Source organism: Burkholderia singularis, assembly GCF_001718875.1.
GTDB lineage: Bacteria > Pseudomonadota > Gammaproteobacteria > Burkholderiales > Burkholderiaceae > Burkholderia > Burkholderia singularis.
In genome coordinates, this window is record NZ_CP013448.1 from 591,108 (window position 1) to 608,994 (window position 17,887).

Below are 17,887 nucleotides of genomic sequence, written 5' to 3' on the forward strand. Positions count from 1 at the left end.
CCGTGGCTAAACTGGCACTGATCGAACGTGAAAAGAAGCGCGCTCGTCTGGCGCAAAAGTACGCGCCGAAGCGCGCGGCACTGAAAGCGATCATCGACGACGCGAGCAAGTCCGAGGAAGAGCGCTATGCCGCTCGTCTGGAACTGCAGCAACTGCCGCGCAATGCAAACCCGACCCGCAAGCGCAATCGCTGCGCGATTACGGGCCGTCCGCGTGGCACGTTCCGCAAATTCGGCCTCGCGCGCAACAAGATTCGTGAAATCGCGTTCCGTGGCGAGATTCCTGGCCTGACCAAGGCGAGCTGGTAATAGGAGAAACGTAAATGAGCATGAGTGATCCTATCGCCGATATGCTGACTCGCATCCGCAACGCGCAGATGGTCGAGAAGGTTTCGGTGTCGATGCCCTCGTCGAAGGTCAAGGTTGCGATCGCGCAGGTCCTGAAAGACGAAGGTTATATCGACGACTTCGCCGTGAAGGCGGATGGCGCGAAGGCAGAACTGAACATCGCGCTGAAGTATTACGCGGGCCGTCCGGTGATCGAGCGCCTCGAGCGCGTGTCGAAGCCGGGTCTGCGCGTGTACCGCGGCCGCAACGAGATTCCGCAGGTCATGAACGGCCTCGGCGTGGCTATCGTGTCGACGCCGAAGGGCGTGATGACCGACCGCAAGGCACGTGCTACGGGCGTCGGCGGCGAAGTCATCTGCTACGTCGCTTAACCGAAAGGAGAGAGGAATATGTCTCGAGTAGGTAAAAGCCCGATCGCGCTCAACGGCGCGGAAGTGAAAATCAGCGACGACCTCATCACCGTGAAGGGCGCGCTCGGCACGATTTCGCAGCGCCTGAGCAAGCTGGTTAAGGTTGTCGTCGACGGCGGTTTTCTGAAGATCGAACCGGTCGACGAAAGCCGTGAGGCGAATGCAATGTCGGGCACGATGCGCGCGATCATCGCGAACATGGTGCACGGCGTAACGAAGGGTTTCGAGCGCAAGCTGGCGCTCGTCGGCGTCGGTTATCGTGCGCAAGCGCAGGGCGACAAGCTGAACCTGTCGCTGGGTTTCTCGCATCCGGTGGTGCACCAGATGCCGGAAGGCGTGAAGGCTGAAACTCCGACGCAAACCGAAATCGTGATCAAGGGGATCGACAAGCAGAAAGTCGGCCAAGTGGCTGCGGAAGTTCGCGGCTACCGTCCGCCCGAGCCGTACAAGGGCAAGGGCGTGCGCTATGCCGACGAGGTTGTGATCCTCAAAGAAACGAAGAAGAAGTAAGGGTGCGCAATCATGGATAAGACTCAATCTCGCCTGCGCCGCGCTCGCCAGACGCGTATCAAGATCGCCGAGTTGCAGGTCGCGCGTCTCGCCGTGCATCGCACGAATACGCACATCTACGCTCAAGTGTTCTCGCCGTGCGGCACCAAGGTGCTCGCAAGCGCGTCGACGCTGGAAGCTGAAGTGCGCGCAGAGCTTGCGGACAAGTCGGGCAAGGGTGGCAACGTCGCCGCCGCGACGCTCATCGGCAAGCGTATCGCCGAAAAGGCCAAGGCCGCCGGCATCGAATCCGTCGCCTTCGACCGCTCGGGCTTCCGCTACCACGGCCGCGTGAAGGCGCTGGCTGAGGCAGCTCGCGAAGCCGGGCTCAAGTTCTAAGGAAGGAATTCGTCATGGCAAAGATGCAAGCGAAAGTTCAGGCTGACGAGCGCGACGACGGCCTTCGCGAAAAAATGATTTCGGTCAATCGCGTGACCAAGGTCGTGAAGGGTGGCCGGATTCTCGGCTTCGCTGCGCTGACCGTGGTTGGCGATGGTGACGGCCGCGTCGGTATGGGCAAGGGCAAGGCGAAGGAAGTGCCGGTCGCTGTCCAGAAGGCGATGGAGCAGGCTCGTCGCAACATGTTCAAGGTGCCGCTGAAGAATGGCACGCTGCAACATGAAGTGCACGGCAAGCATGGCGCGTCGACGGTCCTCCTCGCTCCGGCGAAGGACGGTACCGGCGTGATCGCCGGTGGTCCGATGCGCGCGGTGTTTGACGTGATGGGCGTGCAAAACGTCGTCGCGAAGAGCCACGGCTCGACGAATCCGTACAACCTCGTCCGTGCGACGCTGGACGGCCTGCGCAAGCAGTCGACCCCGGCCGACATCGCGGCGAAGCGCGGCAAGTCCGTCGAAGAAATTTTGGGCTAAGCCCAGGTGGTCACCATGTCTGAAAAAACTGTCAAGGTTCAGCTCGTCAAGAGCCTGATCGGGACTCGCGAATCGCACCGTGCGACCGTGCGCGGTCTCGGTCTGCGCCGTCTCAACTCGGTCAGCGAGCTGCAGGATACGCCGGCGGTGCGCGGGATGATCAACAAGGTCTCGTACCTCGTGAAGGTCATCGGTTAAGCGGCCGACTACGGATCAAGGAGTTGATATGGAATTGAATAACCTGAAGCCGGCAGAAGGCGCGAAGCACGCTAAGCGTCGCGTTGGCCGCGGCATCGGTTCGGGCCTCGGTAAGACGGCCGGCCGTGGTCATAAGGGTCAGAAATCGCGTTCGGGCGGCTTCCACAAGGTTGGCTTCGAAGGCGGTCAGATGCCGCTGCAGCGTCGTCTGCCCAAGCGCGGCTTCACGTCGCTGACGAAGGAATTCGTCGGTGAAGTGCGCCTCGTGGACCTGGAAAAGCTGCCGGTCGACGAAGTCGATCTGCTGGCGCTGAAGCAAGCTGGCCTCGTCGGCGAACTGACGAAGAGCGCGAAGATCATTGCGACGGGCGAAATCAAGCGCAAGATCGTCGTCAAGGGTCTCGGTGCGACGAAGGGTGCGCGCGCTGCGATCGAAGCAGCCGGCGGTTCGTTTGCCGAGTGACGCGCAACGCGTGCCGTCACTAGCATTTGCATCGGAGAAGATACTTGGCTAACAGCCCGAGTCTCGCAAAACCCGGTCGAAGCACGGCGAAGTTCGGCGATCTGCGCCGGCGAGCAATGTTTTTGCTGCTGGCGCTGATCGTCTATCGCATCGGCGCGCATATTCCGGTGCCGGGCATCGATCCGGATCAACTGGCCAAGCTGTTCCAGAGCCAGGCGGGCGGCATCCTGGGCATGTTCAACATGTTCTCGGGTGGCGCGCTGTCGCGTTTCACGATCTTCGCACTGGGGATCATGCCGTATATCTCGGCGTCGATCATCATGCAGTTGATGGCGATCGTATCGCCGCAGCTCGAAGCGTTGAAGAAGGAAGGGCAGGCCGGGCAGCGGAAAATCACGCAGTACACACGGTATTTCACCGTGGTGCTCGCGACGTTCCAGGCATTCGGCATCGCCGCCGCGCTGGAGAACCAGCCGGGGCTCGTGACCGAGCCGGGCATGGTGTTCCGACTGACGACGGTCGTTACGTTGGTGACGGGCACGATGTTCCTGATGTGGCTCGGCGAGCAGATCACTGAGCGCGGCCTGGGCAACGGCATTTCGATCATCATCTTCGGCGGGATCGCAGCAGGGTTCCCGAATGCCGTCGGTGGGTTGTTCGAACTGGTGCGCACGGGTTCGATGAGCATCATTTCGGCGATCATCATCGTCGTTCTGATTGCCGCGGTGACTTACCTGGTTGTGTTCATCGAACGCGGCCAGCGCAAGATTCTCGTGAACTACGCGAAACGCCAGGTTGGCAACAAGATCTACGGTGGGCAGTCGTCGCATCTGCCGTTGAAGTTGAACATGTCGGGTGTGATTCCGCCGATCTTCGCGTCGTCGATCATCCTGTTCCCGGCGACGATCCTGAGCTGGTTCAGCTCGGGCGAGCGCAAGAGCTGGCTGTCGGATACGCTGCACAACGTGGCAGAGGCGCTGAAGCCCGGGCAACCGGTGTATGTGCTGTTGTACACGCTGGCAATCGTGTTTTTCTGCTTCTTCTACACCGCGCTGGTGTTCAACAGCAGGGAAACCGCGGACAACCTGAAGAAGAGCGGGGCGTTCGTGCCGGGCATCCGTCCGGGCGATCAGACCGCGCGGTACATCGATCGGATTCTCACGCGTCTGACGCTGGCCGGTGCGATCTACATCGTCTTCGTGTGCCTGCTGCCGGAATTTCTGGTGCTGCGCTGGAACGTGCCGTTTTATTTTGGTGGAACGTCGCTGCTGATCATTGTCGTCGTCACGATGGACTTCATGGCGCAGGTGCAGTCGTACGTTATGTCGCAACAGTATGAATCGCTGCTCAAGAAAGCCAATTTCAAGGGCGGCAATATCCCAATGCGTTAAAAAGGACTTATGGCCAAGGACGATGTAATCCAGATGCAGGGTGAGGTGATCGAAAACCTTCCGAATGCGACCTTCCGGGTGAAGCTGGAAAACGGCCATGTCGTATTGGGGCATATCTCCGGAAAGATGCGGATGCACTACATCCGCATCCTTCCTGGCGACAAGGTGACGGTTGAATTGACGCCTTACGATCTGTCGCGTGCGCGGATCGTGTTCCGGGCGAAGTGATTTGTAAAAAGGGTAATATCATGAAAGTGATGGCATCGGTTAAGCGCATTTGCCGCAATTGCAAGATCATCAAGCGCAAAGGCGTGGTTCGCGTGATCTGCAGCTCGGATCCGCGTCACAAGCAGCGCCAAGGCTGACTGCGCGTTTGTTTGCGCTTTTTGTTTGAGGAAAAACAATGGCTCGTATCGCAGGGGTTAACATCCCGAATCACCAGCATACCGAGATCGGCTTGACGGCGATCTTTGGTATCGGCCGCACGCGCTCGCGCAGCATCTGCGTGGCAGCTGGCGTCGAATTCTCGAAGAAGGTCAAGGACCTGACCGACGCAGATCTCGAAAAGCTGCGTGAAGAAGTGGGCAAGTTTGTCGTCGAAGGCGATCTGCGCCGTGAAGTGACGATGAACATCAAGCGCCTGATGGATCTTGGCTGCTACCGCGGCGTTCGTCACCGCAAGGGCCTGCCGATGCGCGGCCAGCGCACGCGCACGAACGCTCGTACTCGCAAGGGTCCGCGTCGCGCAGCGCAAGCGCTGAAGAAGTAAGCGGCACTGATAGAGACAGGAAAACGTAATGGCTAAGGCTTCCAACTCCGCGGCGCAACGCGTTCGCAAGAAGGTCAAGAAGAACGTTGCTGAAGGCGTGGTGCACGTTCACGCGTCGTTCAACAACACGATCATCACGATCACCGATCGCCAGGGCAACGCGCTGGCATGGGCGACGTCGGGCGGCCAGGGCTTCAAGGGCTCGCGCAAGTCGACGCCTTTCGCAGCACAGGTTGCAGCCGAATCGGCTGGCCGTGTCGCGATGGAATACGGCGTGAAGAATCTCGAAGTCCGGATCAAGGGGCCCGGCCCGGGCCGCGAGTCGGCAGTGCGTGCGCTGCATGGCCTCGGCATCAAGATCACCGCGATTTCGGATGTCACCCCGATTCCGCATAACGGCTGCCGTCCGCCGAAGCGTCGTCGCATCTAACCGATGCGCCCGCGCATTGCCTGTCGCCGCATCGCGCCGACGGGCTGTGCTGTTTTAATGCGCAGTTTGCGCATCTGATTGACTAAGCCCACCGTTCGCCCCAAAGGGAGCGAACTAGCGCGGATGGAAATCCGCGTGACTGATAGATAGAGGAATGCAAAGTGGCACGTTATATCGGCCCCAAAGCCAAGCTGTCTCGCCGTGAAGGCACCGACCTGTTCCTGAAGAGCGCTCGCCGCTCGCTCGCCGACAAGTGCAAGCTCGACAGCAAGCCGGGCCAGCATGGCCGCACGTCCGGCGCGCGCACGTCGGACTATGGCACGCAGCTGCGCGAAAAGCAGAAGGTCAAGCGTATCTATGGCGTGCTGGAGCGCCAGTTCCGCCGTTACTTCGCTGAAGCCGACCGTCGCAAGGGCAACACGGGTGAAACCCTGCTGCAATTGCTCGAATCGCGTCTCGACAACGTCGTGTACCGGATGGGCTTCGGCTCGACCCGCGCTGAAGCGCGTCAGCTCGTGAGCCACAAGGCGATCACGGTCAACGGCATCGTCGCGAATGTTCCGTCGCAGCAAGTGAAGGTCGGCGACGTGATCGCGATCCGTGAAAAAGCGAAGAAGCAGGCGCGTATCGTCGAAGCGCTGTCGCTCGCCGAGCAAGGCGGTTTGCCGAGCTGGGTCGCAGTCGATGCGAAGAAGTTCGAAGGCACGTTCAAGCAAGTGCCGGAGCGCGCCGATATCGCCGGCGACATCAACGAAAGCCTGATCGTCGAATTGTATTCGCGTTAATCCGTTTGAGAGCCGAGGCTTCCTGCCGATTGCGTTTAGCAAGGCAGGGCCTCGGCTGTTCATTTTCAGGTTGTTACCGGTCAGCCTTATCGGTGTAACGAGCCGAGGGTATTGAAAAGGAAAACCTATGCAAACCAGTTTGTTGAAACCCAAGATCATCGCTGTGGAATCGCTGGGCGAGAACCATGCGAAAGTGGTCATGGAGCCGTTCGAGCGCGGTTACGGCCATACCTTGGGCAATGCGCTCCGCCGTGTGCTGCTGTCGTCGATGATCGGCTATGCGCCGACCGAAGTGACGATCGCTGGCGTCGTGCACGAGTACTCGACGCTCGATGGTGTGCAAGAGGACGTCGTCAACCTGCTGCTGAACCTGAAGGGCGTGGTGTTCAAGCTGCACAACCGCGACGAAGTCACGGTGACGCTGCGCAAGGAAGGCGAAGGCGTCGTGACGGCCGGCGACATCGAGTTGGCGCACGATTGCGAAGTGATCAACCCGAATCATGTGATCGCGCATCTGTCGAAGGGCGGCAAGCTCGACGTGCAGATCAAGGTCGAGAAGGGCCGCGGTTATGTGCCGGGCAACGTGCGCCGCTATGGCGACGAAACCGCGAAGATCATCGGCCGTATCGTGCTTGACGCGTCGTTCTCCCCGGTTCGCCGCGTGAGCTACGCCGTCGAAAGCGCGCGGGTCGAGCAGCGTACCGATCTCGACAAGCTCGTGATGAACATCGAGACGTCCGGCGTGATCACGCCGGAAGAGGCGATCCGTCAATCGGCGCGCATTCTCGTCGATCAGTTGTCGGTGTTCGCTGCGCTGGAAGGCACGGAAACGGCTGCCGAGGCGCCGTCGCGCGCGCCGCAGATCGATCCGATCCTGCTGCGTCCGGTCGACGATCTCGAGCTGACCGTGCGTTCGGCGAACTGCCTGAAGGCCGAGAATATTTATTACATCGGCGATCTGATCCAGCGCACCGAAAACGAGTTGCTGAAGACGCCGAACCTCGGCCGCAAGTCGCTCAACGAGATCAAGGAAGTGCTGGCTTCGCGTGGCCTCACGCTGGGCATGAAGCTTGAGAACTGGCCGCCGGCCGGTCTCGACAAGTAAGTAGGCGCGGCGCTAGCCGCAACTGGCAAAGATGCGGATTTTCCTTTAAAATCCGTATCTTGCTTTTTTCATACCGGCCCGTGCAGCGCGCAATGCCGCCAAGCGATAGAAGAGCTGGATCAAAACTTTGAATCAAGGAAACTGAAATGCGTCACCGTCATGGTTTGCGGAAACTGAACCGCACGAGCAGCCATCGCCTGGCTATGCTTCGTAACATGTCCAACTCGCTGATCGAGCACGAAGTCATCAAGACCACGTTGCCGAAGGCGAAGGAACTTCGTAAGGTCGTCGAGCCGCTGATCACGCTCGGCAAGAAGCCGTCGCTCGCGAACCGCCGCCTCGCGTTCAACCGCCTGCGCGACCGCGATTCCGTCACGAAGCTGTTCGACGTGCTGGGCCCGCGCTACGCGAACCGTCCGGGCGGCTATCTGCGCATCCTGAAGTTCGGTTTCCGCGTCGGCGACAATGCACCGATGGCGCTCGTCGAACTGCTCGATCGTCCGGAAGTCGAGGAAACGGAAAACGTTCAGGAAGCTGAATAAGCCGTTTCGGCAACATCGCATCAAGGGTCAAGCGAAGGCTTGGCCCTTTTTGTTTGGGCCGCCGGTTTTGCGCACCGATCCACGCGAGACGGCATTCACGCGCTTTCGCTGCGTGCGATACGATATGAGGTTTTCAACACAGTCACGGAGGCGCCAATGGTGATCGTCCTGATGTTGACGACGGTGCCCGATGCGCAAACCGCCCGCGCGCTTGCGGACGGCGCGCTGGCGGCGCGGCTTGCCGCGTGCGTGTCCGAACTGGGCGCGATTCGATCGCGCTACCATTGGCAAGGCAAGGTTGAGACGGCCGACGAAATCCAGTTGCTGTTCAAGACGAGCGCCGTGCGTGCGCTGGAACTCGAGCGCTTCATTCAGTCCCGTCATCCTTACGATGTTCCCGAGATCGTATCTTGGCAGGCAACGGCGTCGGCGTCTTATGGCGAGTGGGTTGCCAACGAAACTCAGCGGCTATTTCATGTTTAATCGTTCTTCGCTTAACACCCTGCGCTCCCGTATTCATGGATGGCTTGCCGTCGTGGCGTGGTTCGGCATGCTGTTCGGCGCGCCGCTTGCGACTCGCGCCGCCGATGATTTTCTCGATCCCGCGGTCGCTTTCAAATTCAGCACGAGCGAGGCGCCGGGGCAAGTAGACGTGCATTTCAAGATCGCCGACGGCTATTACCTGTATCGCGAGCGTTTCGGGTTCGAGGTAAAAGGCGGCACGGCCACGCTCGGCGAAGCGCAGATGCCGGCTGGTCACGTGAAGTTCGACCAGACGTTCCAGAAGGAGGTCGAAACCTATCGCGGCGATCTCACGATTCACGTGCCGGTCAAGCAGGCGTCGGGGCCGTTCGAGCTTGCGGTGACGTCGCAAGGATGCGCGGACGAAGGCATCTGCTATCCGCCCGCCGTGCATGTCGCGCGGATCGAAGGCGCGGCGCTCGGAGGCGCGGCTGCCGGCCCGACTGCGGCCGCATCGCCTGCTGCCGGCGCAAGCGCGGATGGCGGGAGTTGGTATGAGCGCGTGACGAGCGCCGACTATACGCGCTCGCTGCTCGACGGACACGGATTCCTGACGATCGTCGCGCTTTATTTCGTTGCCGGGATGGTGTTGAGCCTGCTGCCGTGCTCGTACCCGATGATTCCGATCCTGTCGGCGATCATCGTCGGCGAAGGCGTGCGGGTGACGCGCGCGCGCGCGTTTTCGCTGTCGCTGACTTATGTGATCGGCATGGCGCTGGTCTATACCGCGCTCGGTGTTGCGGCGGCGCTCGTCGGGCAAAGTCTTGGCGCGTGGCTGCAGAATCCGTGGGTACTCGGCGCATTCGCGCTGCTGCTGAGCGCTTTCGCGCTGTTGCTGATCGGCGGTATCGATATCGCGTTGCCTCAGCGTTGGCAGGACGGCGCCGCACAAGCGTCCGGCCGCCGCTCGGGCGGGCGCTTCATGGCGGTCGCGACGATGGGCGCGCTGTCGGCGCTCGTCGTCGGCGCATGCATGACCGCGCCGCTGTTCGCGGTGCTCGCGTTCATCGCGCATACCGGCAACGCGTTTCTTGGCGGCGTGGCACTCTTCTCGATGGGGCTTGGCCTCGGCGTGCCGTTGCTCGTGATCGGCGTCGGCGCCGGTACGCTGCTGCCCCGCGCGGGCGCGTGGATGGACGGCGTCAAAGTGTTCTTCGGCGTCGTGCTGCTTGCCGCGGCGTTGTGGATCGTCTGGCCGGTGCTCAATGGCGCGGCGCGTCTCGGTCTTGCCGCGTTGTGGCTGCTGATTGCCGCGGCCGCGCTGGGCCTGTTTACGCCGCATGCGGGCGGATCTTCGGTGTGGCGGCGTTTGGGGCGCGGACTGGGGGCCGCGCTCGCGATTTGGGCCGCGACGCTCATCGTCGGCCTCGCGGCCGGTTCGACCGACCCGCTGCGCCCGCTCGCGGTGCTCGCGTCGCGCGGTGCGCCGATCGGCTCGGCGGCTGCCGCGACCGGGCATGAAGGGCCGGCGTTCGCGCCGGTACGTTCGGTCGCCGAACTCGACGAGGTTCTGAAAACATCGGCGCAGCCCGTGATGCTCGATTTTTACGCGGACTGGTGCGTGAGCTGCAAGGAGATGGAGCATCTGACGTTCACCGATCCGCGCGTTCAGGCGCGGCTCGCGCAAATGCGCCTCGTGCGCGCGGACGTCACGGCGAACAGCGCGGATGACCAGGCGTTACTCAAGCGCTTCGAGCTGTTCGGGCCGCCGGGCATCATCGTATTCGATGGCGGGCAGGAGCGCGGGCGGGTGGTCGGCTATCAGTCTGCCGAGCGATTTTTGCGCAGTCTGGAGCGCATGTCGTTGCCGCCGACGTCACCGGCTGCTTGATGTGCGAGCGCGGCGCGGCGTGTGCCGCGCATGGCGATTGCCGCGATGAGCCGCCGCGCGGCGCAAGCATTGCTGATGTACCGCTGCGGGCACGCGCGGTTGTCGCACGATCGATGGTGAGCCGAATATAAGAAACGGCGACGCTCGTTGAACCGACGCGTCGCCGTTTTCGCATGCCTGCGCGCCGCTCGATGCGCAGCGCGCAGACGCTCAGGCTTGTTACCGCTGCGCGCGCAACAGCCGTGCAGCGTCGAGCGCGAAATACGTGAGGATGCCGTCCGCGCCGGCGCGCTTGAACGCGAGCAGCGATTCGAGCACGACCTTGTCATGATCGAGCCAACCGTTCTGCGCCGCGGCTTTCAGCATCGCGTATTCGCCGCTGACTTGATAGACGTAAGTCGGGAACCGGAACTCGTCCTTCACGCGGCGCACGATATCGAGATAAGGCATGCCGGGCTTCACCATCACCATGTCCGCGCCTTCTTCGATGTCGAGCCGCACTTCGCGCAGCGCCTCGTCGCTATTGGCCGGGTCCATCTGGTAGGTCATCTTGTTGCTTTTGCCGAGATTCGATGCAGAGCCGACCGCGTCGCGGAACGGGCCGTAGAACGCGGACGCATACTTGGCCGAATACGCCATGATTCGCGTATGGATATGGCCGTCGCTTTCGAGCATCTCGCGAATCGCGCCGATGCGGCCATCCATCATGTCCGACGGCGCGACGATGTCAACGCCGGCCTGTGCTTGCGCACGCGCCTGCTCGATGAGGATCTCGAGCGTTTCATCGTTGAGCACGTAGCCGGACTCGTCGAGCACACCGTCCTGGCCGTGGCTCGTGTACGGATCGAGTGCGACGTCGGTCAGCACGCCAAGTTCGGGAAAGCGGCGTTTCAGCTCGCGCACGGCGCGTGGAATCAAGCCTTCCGGATTGGTCGCCTCGCGGCCATCGGGCGTCTTCAGCGACGGCTCGATGGCCGGAAATAACGACAGCACGGGCACGCCAAGCTCGACGCACTGCTCGGCGACGCCCATCAGCAAATCCACTGACACGCGCTCGACGCCCGGCATCGACGGCACCGGCTGGCGCACGTTCGTGCCTTCGACGACGAACACGGGATAGATCAGATCGTTCGTGGTGACGAGGTTTTCGCGCATCAGGCGGCGCGAGAATTCGTCACGGCGCATGCGGCGCGGGCGGTGCAAAGGATGGATGCTCATGGCTGGATCAGATGGAATGGGGCGATGTGGAACCGAGGAAGCTTTCGGTTTCCTCCGGTCAATTTTTGAGACATTGGTATATGATAGCGATCGGGCAAAGTGCATATCGCGCAATGCTCCCCGCTTCTCCTCCCTGAGCGGGTGCCTGTCGTTATTCGATTAGGCTGTTTAACCCGCCGTTGAACGGCGGGTTTTTTTATGCGCCGCACGAATTGTGCAGGCTGTCCGCCGAGTTCGGGACGTGAGCGGAATGCATCGCGTGGCGATTATTTTGCTTCATCGGCGCGATTTGCGTCCGCGTCTGCGGGTCGCACCCAGCTTTCGATCAGTGCGTGCGCGTCGTCGAGGCCAGTGCGTTTGAGCGCCGAGAAGAGCTGCACGCTCAGCTTGCCCGCGTACCCGGCGTCGCGATAAGCGTCGAGGCTTTTTTGCGTTGCACGCAGCGCATTGATGCTCTCCTGCCGCGTCAATTTGTCGCATTTCGTCAGCAGCGTGTGAATCGGCTTACCGGTCGGCGCGAACCATTCGATCATCCGTTGATCGAGTTCGGTGAGCGGCCGGCGCGAATCCATCATCAGAATCATTCCGCAAAGCTGCGAGCGGGTTTGCAGATACGTCGACAGGAGCTGTTCCCAGTGCGCCTTCGCAGCTCCCGGCACTTCGGCGTAGCCGTAGCCTGGCAGATCGACGAGGTTGGCGACGGGCGCGGCTTGCGGGCCGACCGAGAAATAGTTGATGTGCTGCGTGCGTCCGGGCGTCTTCGACGCGAAAGCGAGCCGCTTCTGATTGCAAAGTACATTGATCGCCGTCGATTTGCCGGCATTGGAGCGGCCCGCGAAGGCGACTTCCGGCTGCGCGGTCGGCGGCAGATCGCGCAGATGGTTGACGGTCGTGAAGAAGCGGGCTTGATGGAGCAAGAAGGCCATGAGAAGGACGGCGACGGGCGGCGCCAGGCGGCGCGGTGAAGGCGGGAGCCCCGAGGTTAGCCCGGATGGGCGTCGGGACTTTCATCGGGGTATTGTACAATACGGTGCCTTTGCCGCAGCCAGCGAAAAGCCGCATCGCGCGCTTTCTACGGTAGACTGGGCGCCGTCGTTTTCTGCAGAACATCACAATTCCCACAAGAGACAAGGTGTGCGAATGAATCGACTGAGCAAGTTTTCGGCAGTGCTTCAGTTTTCAGTAGCAGCGCTCGTTGGTTTCATGGCGGAGGCAAAAGCGGCGGATGCGGCAAAGCCGGATCTCGACCGCGGCAAGGCGATCGCGGCACAGGTGTGCGCCGCGTGCCACGGTGCGGACGGCAACAGCGCAACGGGTTCGTTTCCGAAGCTGGCCGGCCAGCATCCCGAGTATCTGGTCAAGCAATTGGGCGATTTCAAGACGCAGCCGGGCGCGAAGGGGCCGGCGCGCGTCAACTCCGTGATGGCCGGTTTCGCGGCCGCGCTGAACGACCAGGACGCACGCAATGTTGCCGCGTATTACGGCGCGCAGCAGCCGAAGCCGGGCGCGGCGCGCAATGCGGCGACGGTCGCGCTGGGGCAGAAGATCTATCGCGGCGGCATCGCGGAGAAGGGCGTGCCCGCATGTGCGAGCTGCCATGGTCCGGCCGGTCAGGGCATACCGATCCAGTATCCGCGGTTGTCGGGACAGTGGGCGGAATACACGGTTGCGCAGCTGAGCGCGTTCCAACAGGGCACGCGCAACAACGAGCCGATGCATCAGATCGCGCTGAAGCTGACAGATGGCGAACTCAAGGCTGTGGCCGATTACATCGCCGGCTTGCACTGAACCGGTTCGGCTGGCGAGCCGGATGAACGAGGCGGCTGCCCGTGGGGTGGCCGCAAGAACAAGAAAAGGGTGGGGCGCCGTCGAACGGCCGCCTTGCCCTTTTTTGTTGTGAGTTGGAGTTTGAATGAGCGTTACCACATCGGGGATGCAATCGGCGGCGGGACCGTCCGCCGCGAAGCGCGCGATCGAGCTGCTCAGCTCGATGCGCTTTGCGATCGCATTGCTTGTGATCCTCGCAATTGCGAGCATCATTGGCACGGTCCTCACGCAGGACGATCCGTATCCGAACTACGTCAATCAGTTCGGCCCGTTCTGGGCCGACATCTTCCGCGGGCTGAGCCTCTACACGGTCTACAGCGCGTGGTGGTTCATGCTGATCCTGATTTTCCTCGTCGCATCGATTTCTCTGTGCGTGATCCGCAATGCGCCAAAGATGCTCGCCGACGCGAAGAGCTGGAAAGACAAGGTTCGCGAGGGCAGCCTGCGCGCGTTCCACCACAAAGCGGAATTCGCGGCGGGCGGCACGCGCGCGGCGGCCGCCGCCGCGCTCGCGGCGCTCGTCGCGAAGGCGGGCTACAAGCATGTCGTTCGCGAGACCGGCGACGCGACGCTGATCAGCGCAAAGCGCGGCGCGCTGACGAAGTTCGGCTACATTGCCGCGCATCTTGCGATCGTCGTGATCTGCGTGGGCGGCCTCGTCGACAGCAACCTGCCGATCAAATTTCAAATGTGGCTGCTCGGCAAGAGCCCCGTCAATACAAGTGCGACGATTAGCGAGATCGGCGCCGAGCATCGGCTGTCCGAGTCGAATCCGACGTTTCGCGGCTATGCATGGGTGCCCGAGGGGCAGTACGTGTCGACCGCGATCCTCAATCAGCCGACCGGCTCGCTGATTCAGGATTTGCCGTTTTCGATCCAACTCGAGAAGTTCATCGTCGACTATTACTCGACCGGGATGCCGAAGCTCTTCGCGAGCGACATCGTCGTCGTCGATCGCGAGACGGGCAAGCGGATTCCCGCGCGCGTCGAGGTGAACAAGCCGTTCGAGTACAAGGGCGTGTCGATTTACCAGTCGAGCTTCCAGGACGGCGGCTCGCTGATGGAGATGACCGCCTATCCGATGGAAGGCGCGAGCGCCTCGACGTTTCCGTTCAAGGGCGCGATCGGTAATGCGACGCCGTTGCCCGGCTCCGGCGGCGATACGGTCGAATTTTCGGATTTTCGCGCGATCAACGTCGAGAACGTGTCGGATGCGAGCGGCAAGACCGATGCGCGCGGCGTCGCGACGCGCCAATCCGTCAAGGAACTCCTCGATGAGCGGCTCGGCTCGGGCGCGAAGTCGTCGAAGCCGCTCGAACTGCACAACGTCGGGCCGTCGGTTCAGTACAAGGTGCGCGGCAAGGACGGCCAGGCGCGCGAATTCAACAACTACATGTTGCCGGTCGAAATCGGCGGCGATCGCGTGTTCCTCGCAGGCGTGCGGGCGAGCCCGAACGATCCGTTCCGCTATCTGCGGATTCCGGCCGACAGCCGTGATTCGGTCGGCGAATGGATGCGGCTGCGGGCGGCGCTCCAGGACCCGGCGGTGCGCATCGACGCGGCACGCCGCTTCGCGCAGCATTCGCTCGGCAATGGAGATGCGTCGCTGCGCGGACGCCTCGAGGACAGTGCGTTACGCGTTTTGACCCTATTCGCGGGAGCGGACGGCAGCATCGGCCGCGGCGCGGACGGCAATCCGCTCGGCGGCTTTCAGGCGGTCGCGACGTTCATCGACCGCTCGGTGCCGAAAGACGAGAAGGAAAAGGCCGCCGGCTTGCTGCTGCGGATGCTTGAAGGCTCGATGTGGGAGGTTTGGCAAATTGCCCGCGAGCGCGCGAACGAGCCGGCCGCGCAGCAGGCGCAGCCCACGGTGCGCTTCGTGCAGAATGCGATCAACGCGTTGTCGGACAGTTTTCTGTACGGCGCGCCGGTCTACTTGCAACTCGATTCGTTCAAACAGGTGCAGGCATCGGTGTTCCAGCTCACGCGCGCACCCGGCAAGAATCTGGTATACGTTGGCAGCCTGTTGCTCGTCGCCGGTATTTTCGCGATGTTCTACGTGCGCGAGCGGCGTCTCTGGTTCTGGATCAAGGATGCGGATGGAGGCGCGAGCGTGCTGATGGCAATGTCCACCGCGCGCAAGACTTTCGACTTCGAAAAAGAATTCGTGCAAACACGCGACGCGGCCGCCGCCGCGCTGCGCGCCAAACCGGCCGCCGCGCCCGATCGCGCCGGGACCAACGATTCGACTCGCTGACATCATGGATCTGACCCAAGTATCGTCATCGCGCGCGCCGCGCGCTCTCGCCGAAACGCCGGCCGAAACGTCGGCCTTTGACGAGCGGCCGTTCCTGCGGCGCTTGTCGGCTATCGACTGGCTGTTCGCGTTGGCGCTCGTCGTCGGCGCGGGCTTCGCGCTCACGCATTACCGCGCGCAGATGAATTATTACGACAAGGCCGTGCTGATCGGCACCGTGCCCGCGCTCATCGCGCTGGGCTGGCGCTGGAAGCCCGCGCGGCTCTTGATGGCGGCGATCGCCGCGCTGTCGCTGCTGTCGTTGCAGATTTACCAGGGCGACTTATCGCGCGCCGATTCGGCGTTCCTGCTCAAATATTTCCTGTCCAGCCAGTCCGCGATTCTGTGGATGAGCGCGCTGTTCGTGCTCGCGACCGTGTTCTACTGGATCGGCATGTTGTCACGCTCGGGCTCGGGTGGCGCGATCGGTCAGAAGCTCACATGGGCGGCCGTGCTGATGGGGTTTACCGGCCTGATGGTGCGCTGGTACGAGTCGTATCTGATCGGCGCCGATATCGGCCATATTCCGGTATCGAACTTGTATGAAGTGTTCGTGCTGTTCAGCTTGATCACTGCGCTGCTCTATCTGTACTACGAAGGGCACTACGGCACGCGGGCGATGGGCGCGTTCGTGCTGCTCGTGATCAGCGCGGCGGTCGGCTTCCTGATGTGGTACTCGATCGCGCGCGACGCGCAGCAGATCCAGCCGCTCGTGCCCGCGTTGCAAAGCTGGTGGATGAAAATCCACGTGCCCGCGAATTTCATCGGCTATGGCAGCTTTGCGTTGTCCGCGATGGTCGCCGTTGCGTATCTGCTCAAGGAGCGCGGCATGCTGGCCGATCGGCTGCCCGCGCTCGACGTGCTCGACGACGTGATGTACAAGTCGATCGCGGTCGGCTTTGCGTTCTTCACGATCGCGACGATTCTCGGCGCGCTATGGGCGGCCGAGGCATGGGGCGGTTACTGGAGCTGGGACCCGAAGGAAACCTGGGCGCTGATCGTCTGGCTGAACTATGCGGCGTGGCTGCACATGCGTCTGATGAAAGGGCTGCGCGGCGCGGTTGCCGCGTGGTGGGCGTTGACGGGCCTGCTCGTCACGACGTTCGCGTTCCTCGGCGTCAATATGTTCCTGTCCGGCTTGCATAGTTACGGCAAGCTGTAAGATCCGCGCCGCTCGCACGACTAATAACCGCCGACGCATTCAATGCTCGGCGGTTTTTTCTTGCACCGGCGGTTTGGCGCGATGCCGGCGAACAGGCGGTGCGAAATCGGGTCCAACGTTTTGGCGAGCGAAGCCCGCGTCGCCGGACAGAACGGAGCATCACTATGATGATCAGAAACACGCTGCGTGCGGCGCTCGCCGGCGACGACATTCCACGCAGCGAAATCACGCCGCAAGCGGTTTTCGAGAATCGACGCCGGATCTTACGGGCGGCGGGCGCCGTCGCCGCGGGCGGGCTTGCCGGCGGCGCGCCCGGACTGGCGTTCGCCGAATACGCGTCGCCCGACGCGAAGGCGCGCAAGCTCGCCGCGCAGACTAATCCGAAGTTCGTCGTGCCGGACAAGGTCACGCCGTTCAAGGACATCACGACCTACAACAATTTCTACGAATTCGGCACCGATAAGAGCGATCCGGCGCGCAATGCCGGCACACTCCGGCCGCATCCGTGGCGCGTGTCGGTCGAAGGCGAGATCAAGCGGCCGAAGGTGTACGACATCGACGAGTTGCTGAAGCTCGCGCCGCTCGAGGAGCGTGTGTACCGGCATCGCTGTGTCGAGGGCTGGTCGATGGTGATGCCGTGGATCGGCTTTCCGCTTGCCGAACTCATCAAGCGCGTCGAGCCGACCGGCAACGCGAAATTCGTGCAGTTCATCACGCTCGCCGATCCTTCGCAAATGCCCGGACTGTCCGCGCCGATCCTCGATTGGCCGTATTCGGAAGGGCTGCGCATGGACGAGGCGATGAACCCGCTGACATTGCTGACGATGGGCGTCTACGGCCAGGTGCTGCCGAACCAGAACGGCGCGCCGGTGCGGCTGATCGTGCCGTGGAAGTACGGCTTCAAGAGCGCGAAGTCGATCGTGAAGATCCGTTTCGTCGAGCGTCAGCCGCCGACGAGCTGGAATACATACGCATCGAACGAATACGGCTTCTATTCGAACGTCAATCCGAATGTCGATCATCCGCGTTGGAGCCAGGCGACCGAGCGGCGCATCGGCGACGACGGCTTCTTCACGCCGAAGCGCAAGACGCTGATGTACAACGGTTATGGCGAATGGGTCGCGTCGATGTATCGCGGCATGGATCTGAAGCGTTATTTTTGAGTCTTGG

23 protein-coding genes are annotated in these 17,887 nt (G+C 62.0%); 21 read left to right on the forward strand and 2 right to left on the reverse strand.

Annotated features, from left to right (window positions below; genetic code table 11):
• The first annotated feature begins 2 nt into the window (after positions 1-2).
• The 17 genes from rpsN to dsbD all read left to right on the forward strand — a co-directional run bounded on the left by rpsN (position 3) and on the right by dsbD (position 10,214).
• Positions 3-308: a 30S ribosomal protein S14 gene (gene rpsN, locus AQ611_RS02715; protein WP_059512439.1), complete on the forward strand. Its 306-nt coding sequence runs from the start codon at positions 3-5 to the stop codon at positions 306-308.
• Positions 309-322: 14 nt separating this feature from the next.
• The gene (gene rpsH, locus AQ611_RS02720; protein ID WP_004185153.1) at positions 323-718 is read left to right on the forward strand and encodes a 30S ribosomal protein S8; all 396 of its coding nucleotides are present in this window, start codon (positions 323-325) and stop codon (positions 716-718) included.
• An 18-nt stretch (positions 719-736) separates the two neighbouring features.
• Entirely contained in the window at positions 737-1,267 is a 531-nt protein-coding gene (gene rplF, locus AQ611_RS02725) for a 50S ribosomal protein L6 (RefSeq protein WP_009974367.1), read from the forward strand.
• 12 nt (positions 1,268-1,279) lie between these two features.
• Positions 1,280-1,645 (forward strand): 50S ribosomal protein L18, encoded by a 366-nt coding sequence (gene rplR / locus AQ611_RS02730; RefSeq protein ID WP_006400645.1) that lies wholly within the window; start codon positions 1,280-1,282, stop codon positions 1,643-1,645.
• Positions 1,646-1,659: 14 nt separating this feature from the next.
• Positions 1,660-2,178 (forward strand): 30S ribosomal protein S5, encoded by a 519-nt coding sequence (gene rpsE, locus AQ611_RS02735; protein WP_004197945.1) that lies wholly within the window; start codon positions 1,660-1,662, stop codon positions 2,176-2,178.
• Positions 2,179-2,193: 15 nt separating this feature from the next.
• Positions 2,194-2,376 carry a 50S ribosomal protein L30 gene (gene rpmD, locus AQ611_RS02740; protein ID WP_004202755.1) on the forward strand — a complete coding sequence of 61 codons (183 nt, stop codon included), beginning with the start codon at positions 2,194-2,196 and terminating at the stop codon, positions 2,374-2,376.
• 28 nt (positions 2,377-2,404) lie between these two features.
• On the forward strand, positions 2,405-2,839 hold the full coding sequence (gene rplO, locus AQ611_RS02745) for a 50S ribosomal protein L15 (RefSeq protein ID WP_059512438.1): 435 nt from the start codon (positions 2,405-2,407) through the stop codon (positions 2,837-2,839).
• Between the two features lie 44 nt (positions 2,840-2,883).
• Positions 2,884-4,230: a preprotein translocase subunit SecY gene (secY, locus tag AQ611_RS02750; protein WP_059570935.1), complete on the forward strand. Its 1,347-nt coding sequence runs from the start codon at positions 2,884-2,886 to the stop codon at positions 4,228-4,230.
• Positions 4,231-4,239: 9 nt separating this feature from the next.
• Positions 4,240-4,458 carry a translation initiation factor IF-1 gene (gene infA, locus AQ611_RS02755; RefSeq protein WP_004521905.1) on the forward strand — a complete coding sequence of 73 codons (219 nt, stop codon included), beginning with the start codon at positions 4,240-4,242 and terminating at the stop codon, positions 4,456-4,458.
• 20 nt (positions 4,459-4,478) lie between these two features.
• Positions 4,479-4,595: a 50S ribosomal protein L36 gene (gene rpmJ / locus AQ611_RS02760; RefSeq protein ID WP_004199844.1), complete on the forward strand. Its 117-nt coding sequence runs from the start codon at positions 4,479-4,481 to the stop codon at positions 4,593-4,595.
• A 38-nt stretch (positions 4,596-4,633) separates the two neighbouring features.
• Positions 4,634-4,999: a 30S ribosomal protein S13 gene (gene rpsM, locus AQ611_RS02765; protein WP_059512436.1), complete on the forward strand. Its 366-nt coding sequence runs from the start codon at positions 4,634-4,636 to the stop codon at positions 4,997-4,999.
• 28 nt (positions 5,000-5,027) lie between these two features.
• Positions 5,028-5,429: a 30S ribosomal protein S11 gene (rpsK, locus tag AQ611_RS02770; RefSeq protein ID WP_010106947.1), complete on the forward strand. Its 402-nt coding sequence runs from the start codon at positions 5,028-5,030 to the stop codon at positions 5,427-5,429.
• A gap of 161 nt (positions 5,430-5,590) precedes the next feature.
• Positions 5,591-6,214, forward strand: a complete 624-nt coding sequence (rpsD, locus tag AQ611_RS02775) for a 30S ribosomal protein S4 (protein WP_059512435.1) — start codon at positions 5,591-5,593, stop codon at positions 6,212-6,214.
• A 127-nt stretch (positions 6,215-6,341) separates the two neighbouring features.
• Positions 6,342-7,319, forward strand: a complete 978-nt coding sequence (locus AQ611_RS02780; protein WP_059512434.1) for a DNA-directed RNA polymerase subunit alpha — start codon at positions 6,342-6,344, stop codon at positions 7,317-7,319.
• A 146-nt stretch (positions 7,320-7,465) separates the two neighbouring features.
• On the forward strand, positions 7,466-7,861 hold the full coding sequence (gene rplQ, locus AQ611_RS02785) for a 50S ribosomal protein L17 (protein WP_059512433.1): 396 nt from the start codon (positions 7,466-7,468) through the stop codon (positions 7,859-7,861).
• Positions 7,862-8,017: 156 nt separating this feature from the next.
• The gene (gene cutA / locus AQ611_RS02790) at positions 8,018-8,344 is read left to right on the forward strand and encodes a divalent-cation tolerance protein CutA (RefSeq protein WP_069233658.1); all 327 of its coding nucleotides are present in this window, start codon (positions 8,018-8,020) and stop codon (positions 8,342-8,344) included.
• The gene (gene dsbD, locus AQ611_RS02795; protein WP_069233659.1) at positions 8,337-10,214 is read left to right on the forward strand and encodes a protein-disulfide reductase DsbD; all 1,878 of its coding nucleotides are present in this window, start codon (positions 8,337-8,339) and stop codon (positions 10,212-10,214) included. The genes cutA and dsbD overlap by 8 nt, the downstream gene beginning before the upstream one ends.
• A gap of 219 nt (positions 10,215-10,433) precedes the next feature.
• Here dsbD and hemB read toward each other — a convergent pair whose 3' ends face one another.
• Both hemB and yihA read right to left on the reverse strand, forming a co-directional pair.
• A complete protein-coding gene (gene hemB, locus AQ611_RS02800) occupies positions 10,434-11,432 on the reverse strand; it encodes a porphobilinogen synthase (RefSeq protein WP_069233660.1) in 999 nt (332 codons plus the stop codon).
• A 266-nt stretch (positions 11,433-11,698) separates the two neighbouring features.
• Positions 11,699-12,358 carry a ribosome biogenesis GTP-binding protein YihA/YsxC gene (yihA, locus tag AQ611_RS02805; RefSeq protein WP_059512429.1) on the reverse strand — a complete coding sequence of 220 codons (660 nt, stop codon included), beginning with the start codon at positions 12,356-12,358 and terminating at the stop codon, positions 11,699-11,701.
• Positions 12,359-12,572: 214 nt separating this feature from the next.
• Here yihA and AQ611_RS02810 point away from each other — a divergent pair, with 214 nt between their 5' ends.
• The 4 genes from AQ611_RS02810 to msrP all read left to right on the forward strand — a co-directional run bounded on the left by AQ611_RS02810 (position 12,573) and on the right by msrP (position 17,880).
• A complete protein-coding gene (locus tag AQ611_RS02810) occupies positions 12,573-13,220 on the forward strand; it encodes a c-type cytochrome (RefSeq protein ID WP_059512428.1) in 648 nt (215 codons plus the stop codon).
• 124 nt (positions 13,221-13,344) lie between these two features.
• Positions 13,345-15,516, forward strand: coding sequence for a cytochrome c biogenesis protein ResB (locus AQ611_RS02815; protein ID WP_069233661.1), 2,172 nt, complete (start codon positions 13,345-13,347; stop codon positions 15,514-15,516).
• 4 nt (positions 15,517-15,520) lie between these two features.
• Positions 15,521-16,717, forward strand: coding sequence for a c-type cytochrome biogenesis protein CcsB (gene ccsB / locus AQ611_RS02820; protein WP_069233662.1), 1,197 nt, complete (start codon positions 15,521-15,523; stop codon positions 16,715-16,717).
• 164 nt (positions 16,718-16,881) lie between these two features.
• Positions 16,882-17,880 (forward strand): protein-methionine-sulfoxide reductase catalytic subunit MsrP, encoded by a 999-nt coding sequence (gene msrP / locus AQ611_RS02825; protein ID WP_059512425.1) that lies wholly within the window; start codon positions 16,882-16,884, stop codon positions 17,878-17,880.
• Positions 17,881-17,887 lie beyond the last annotated feature (7 nt).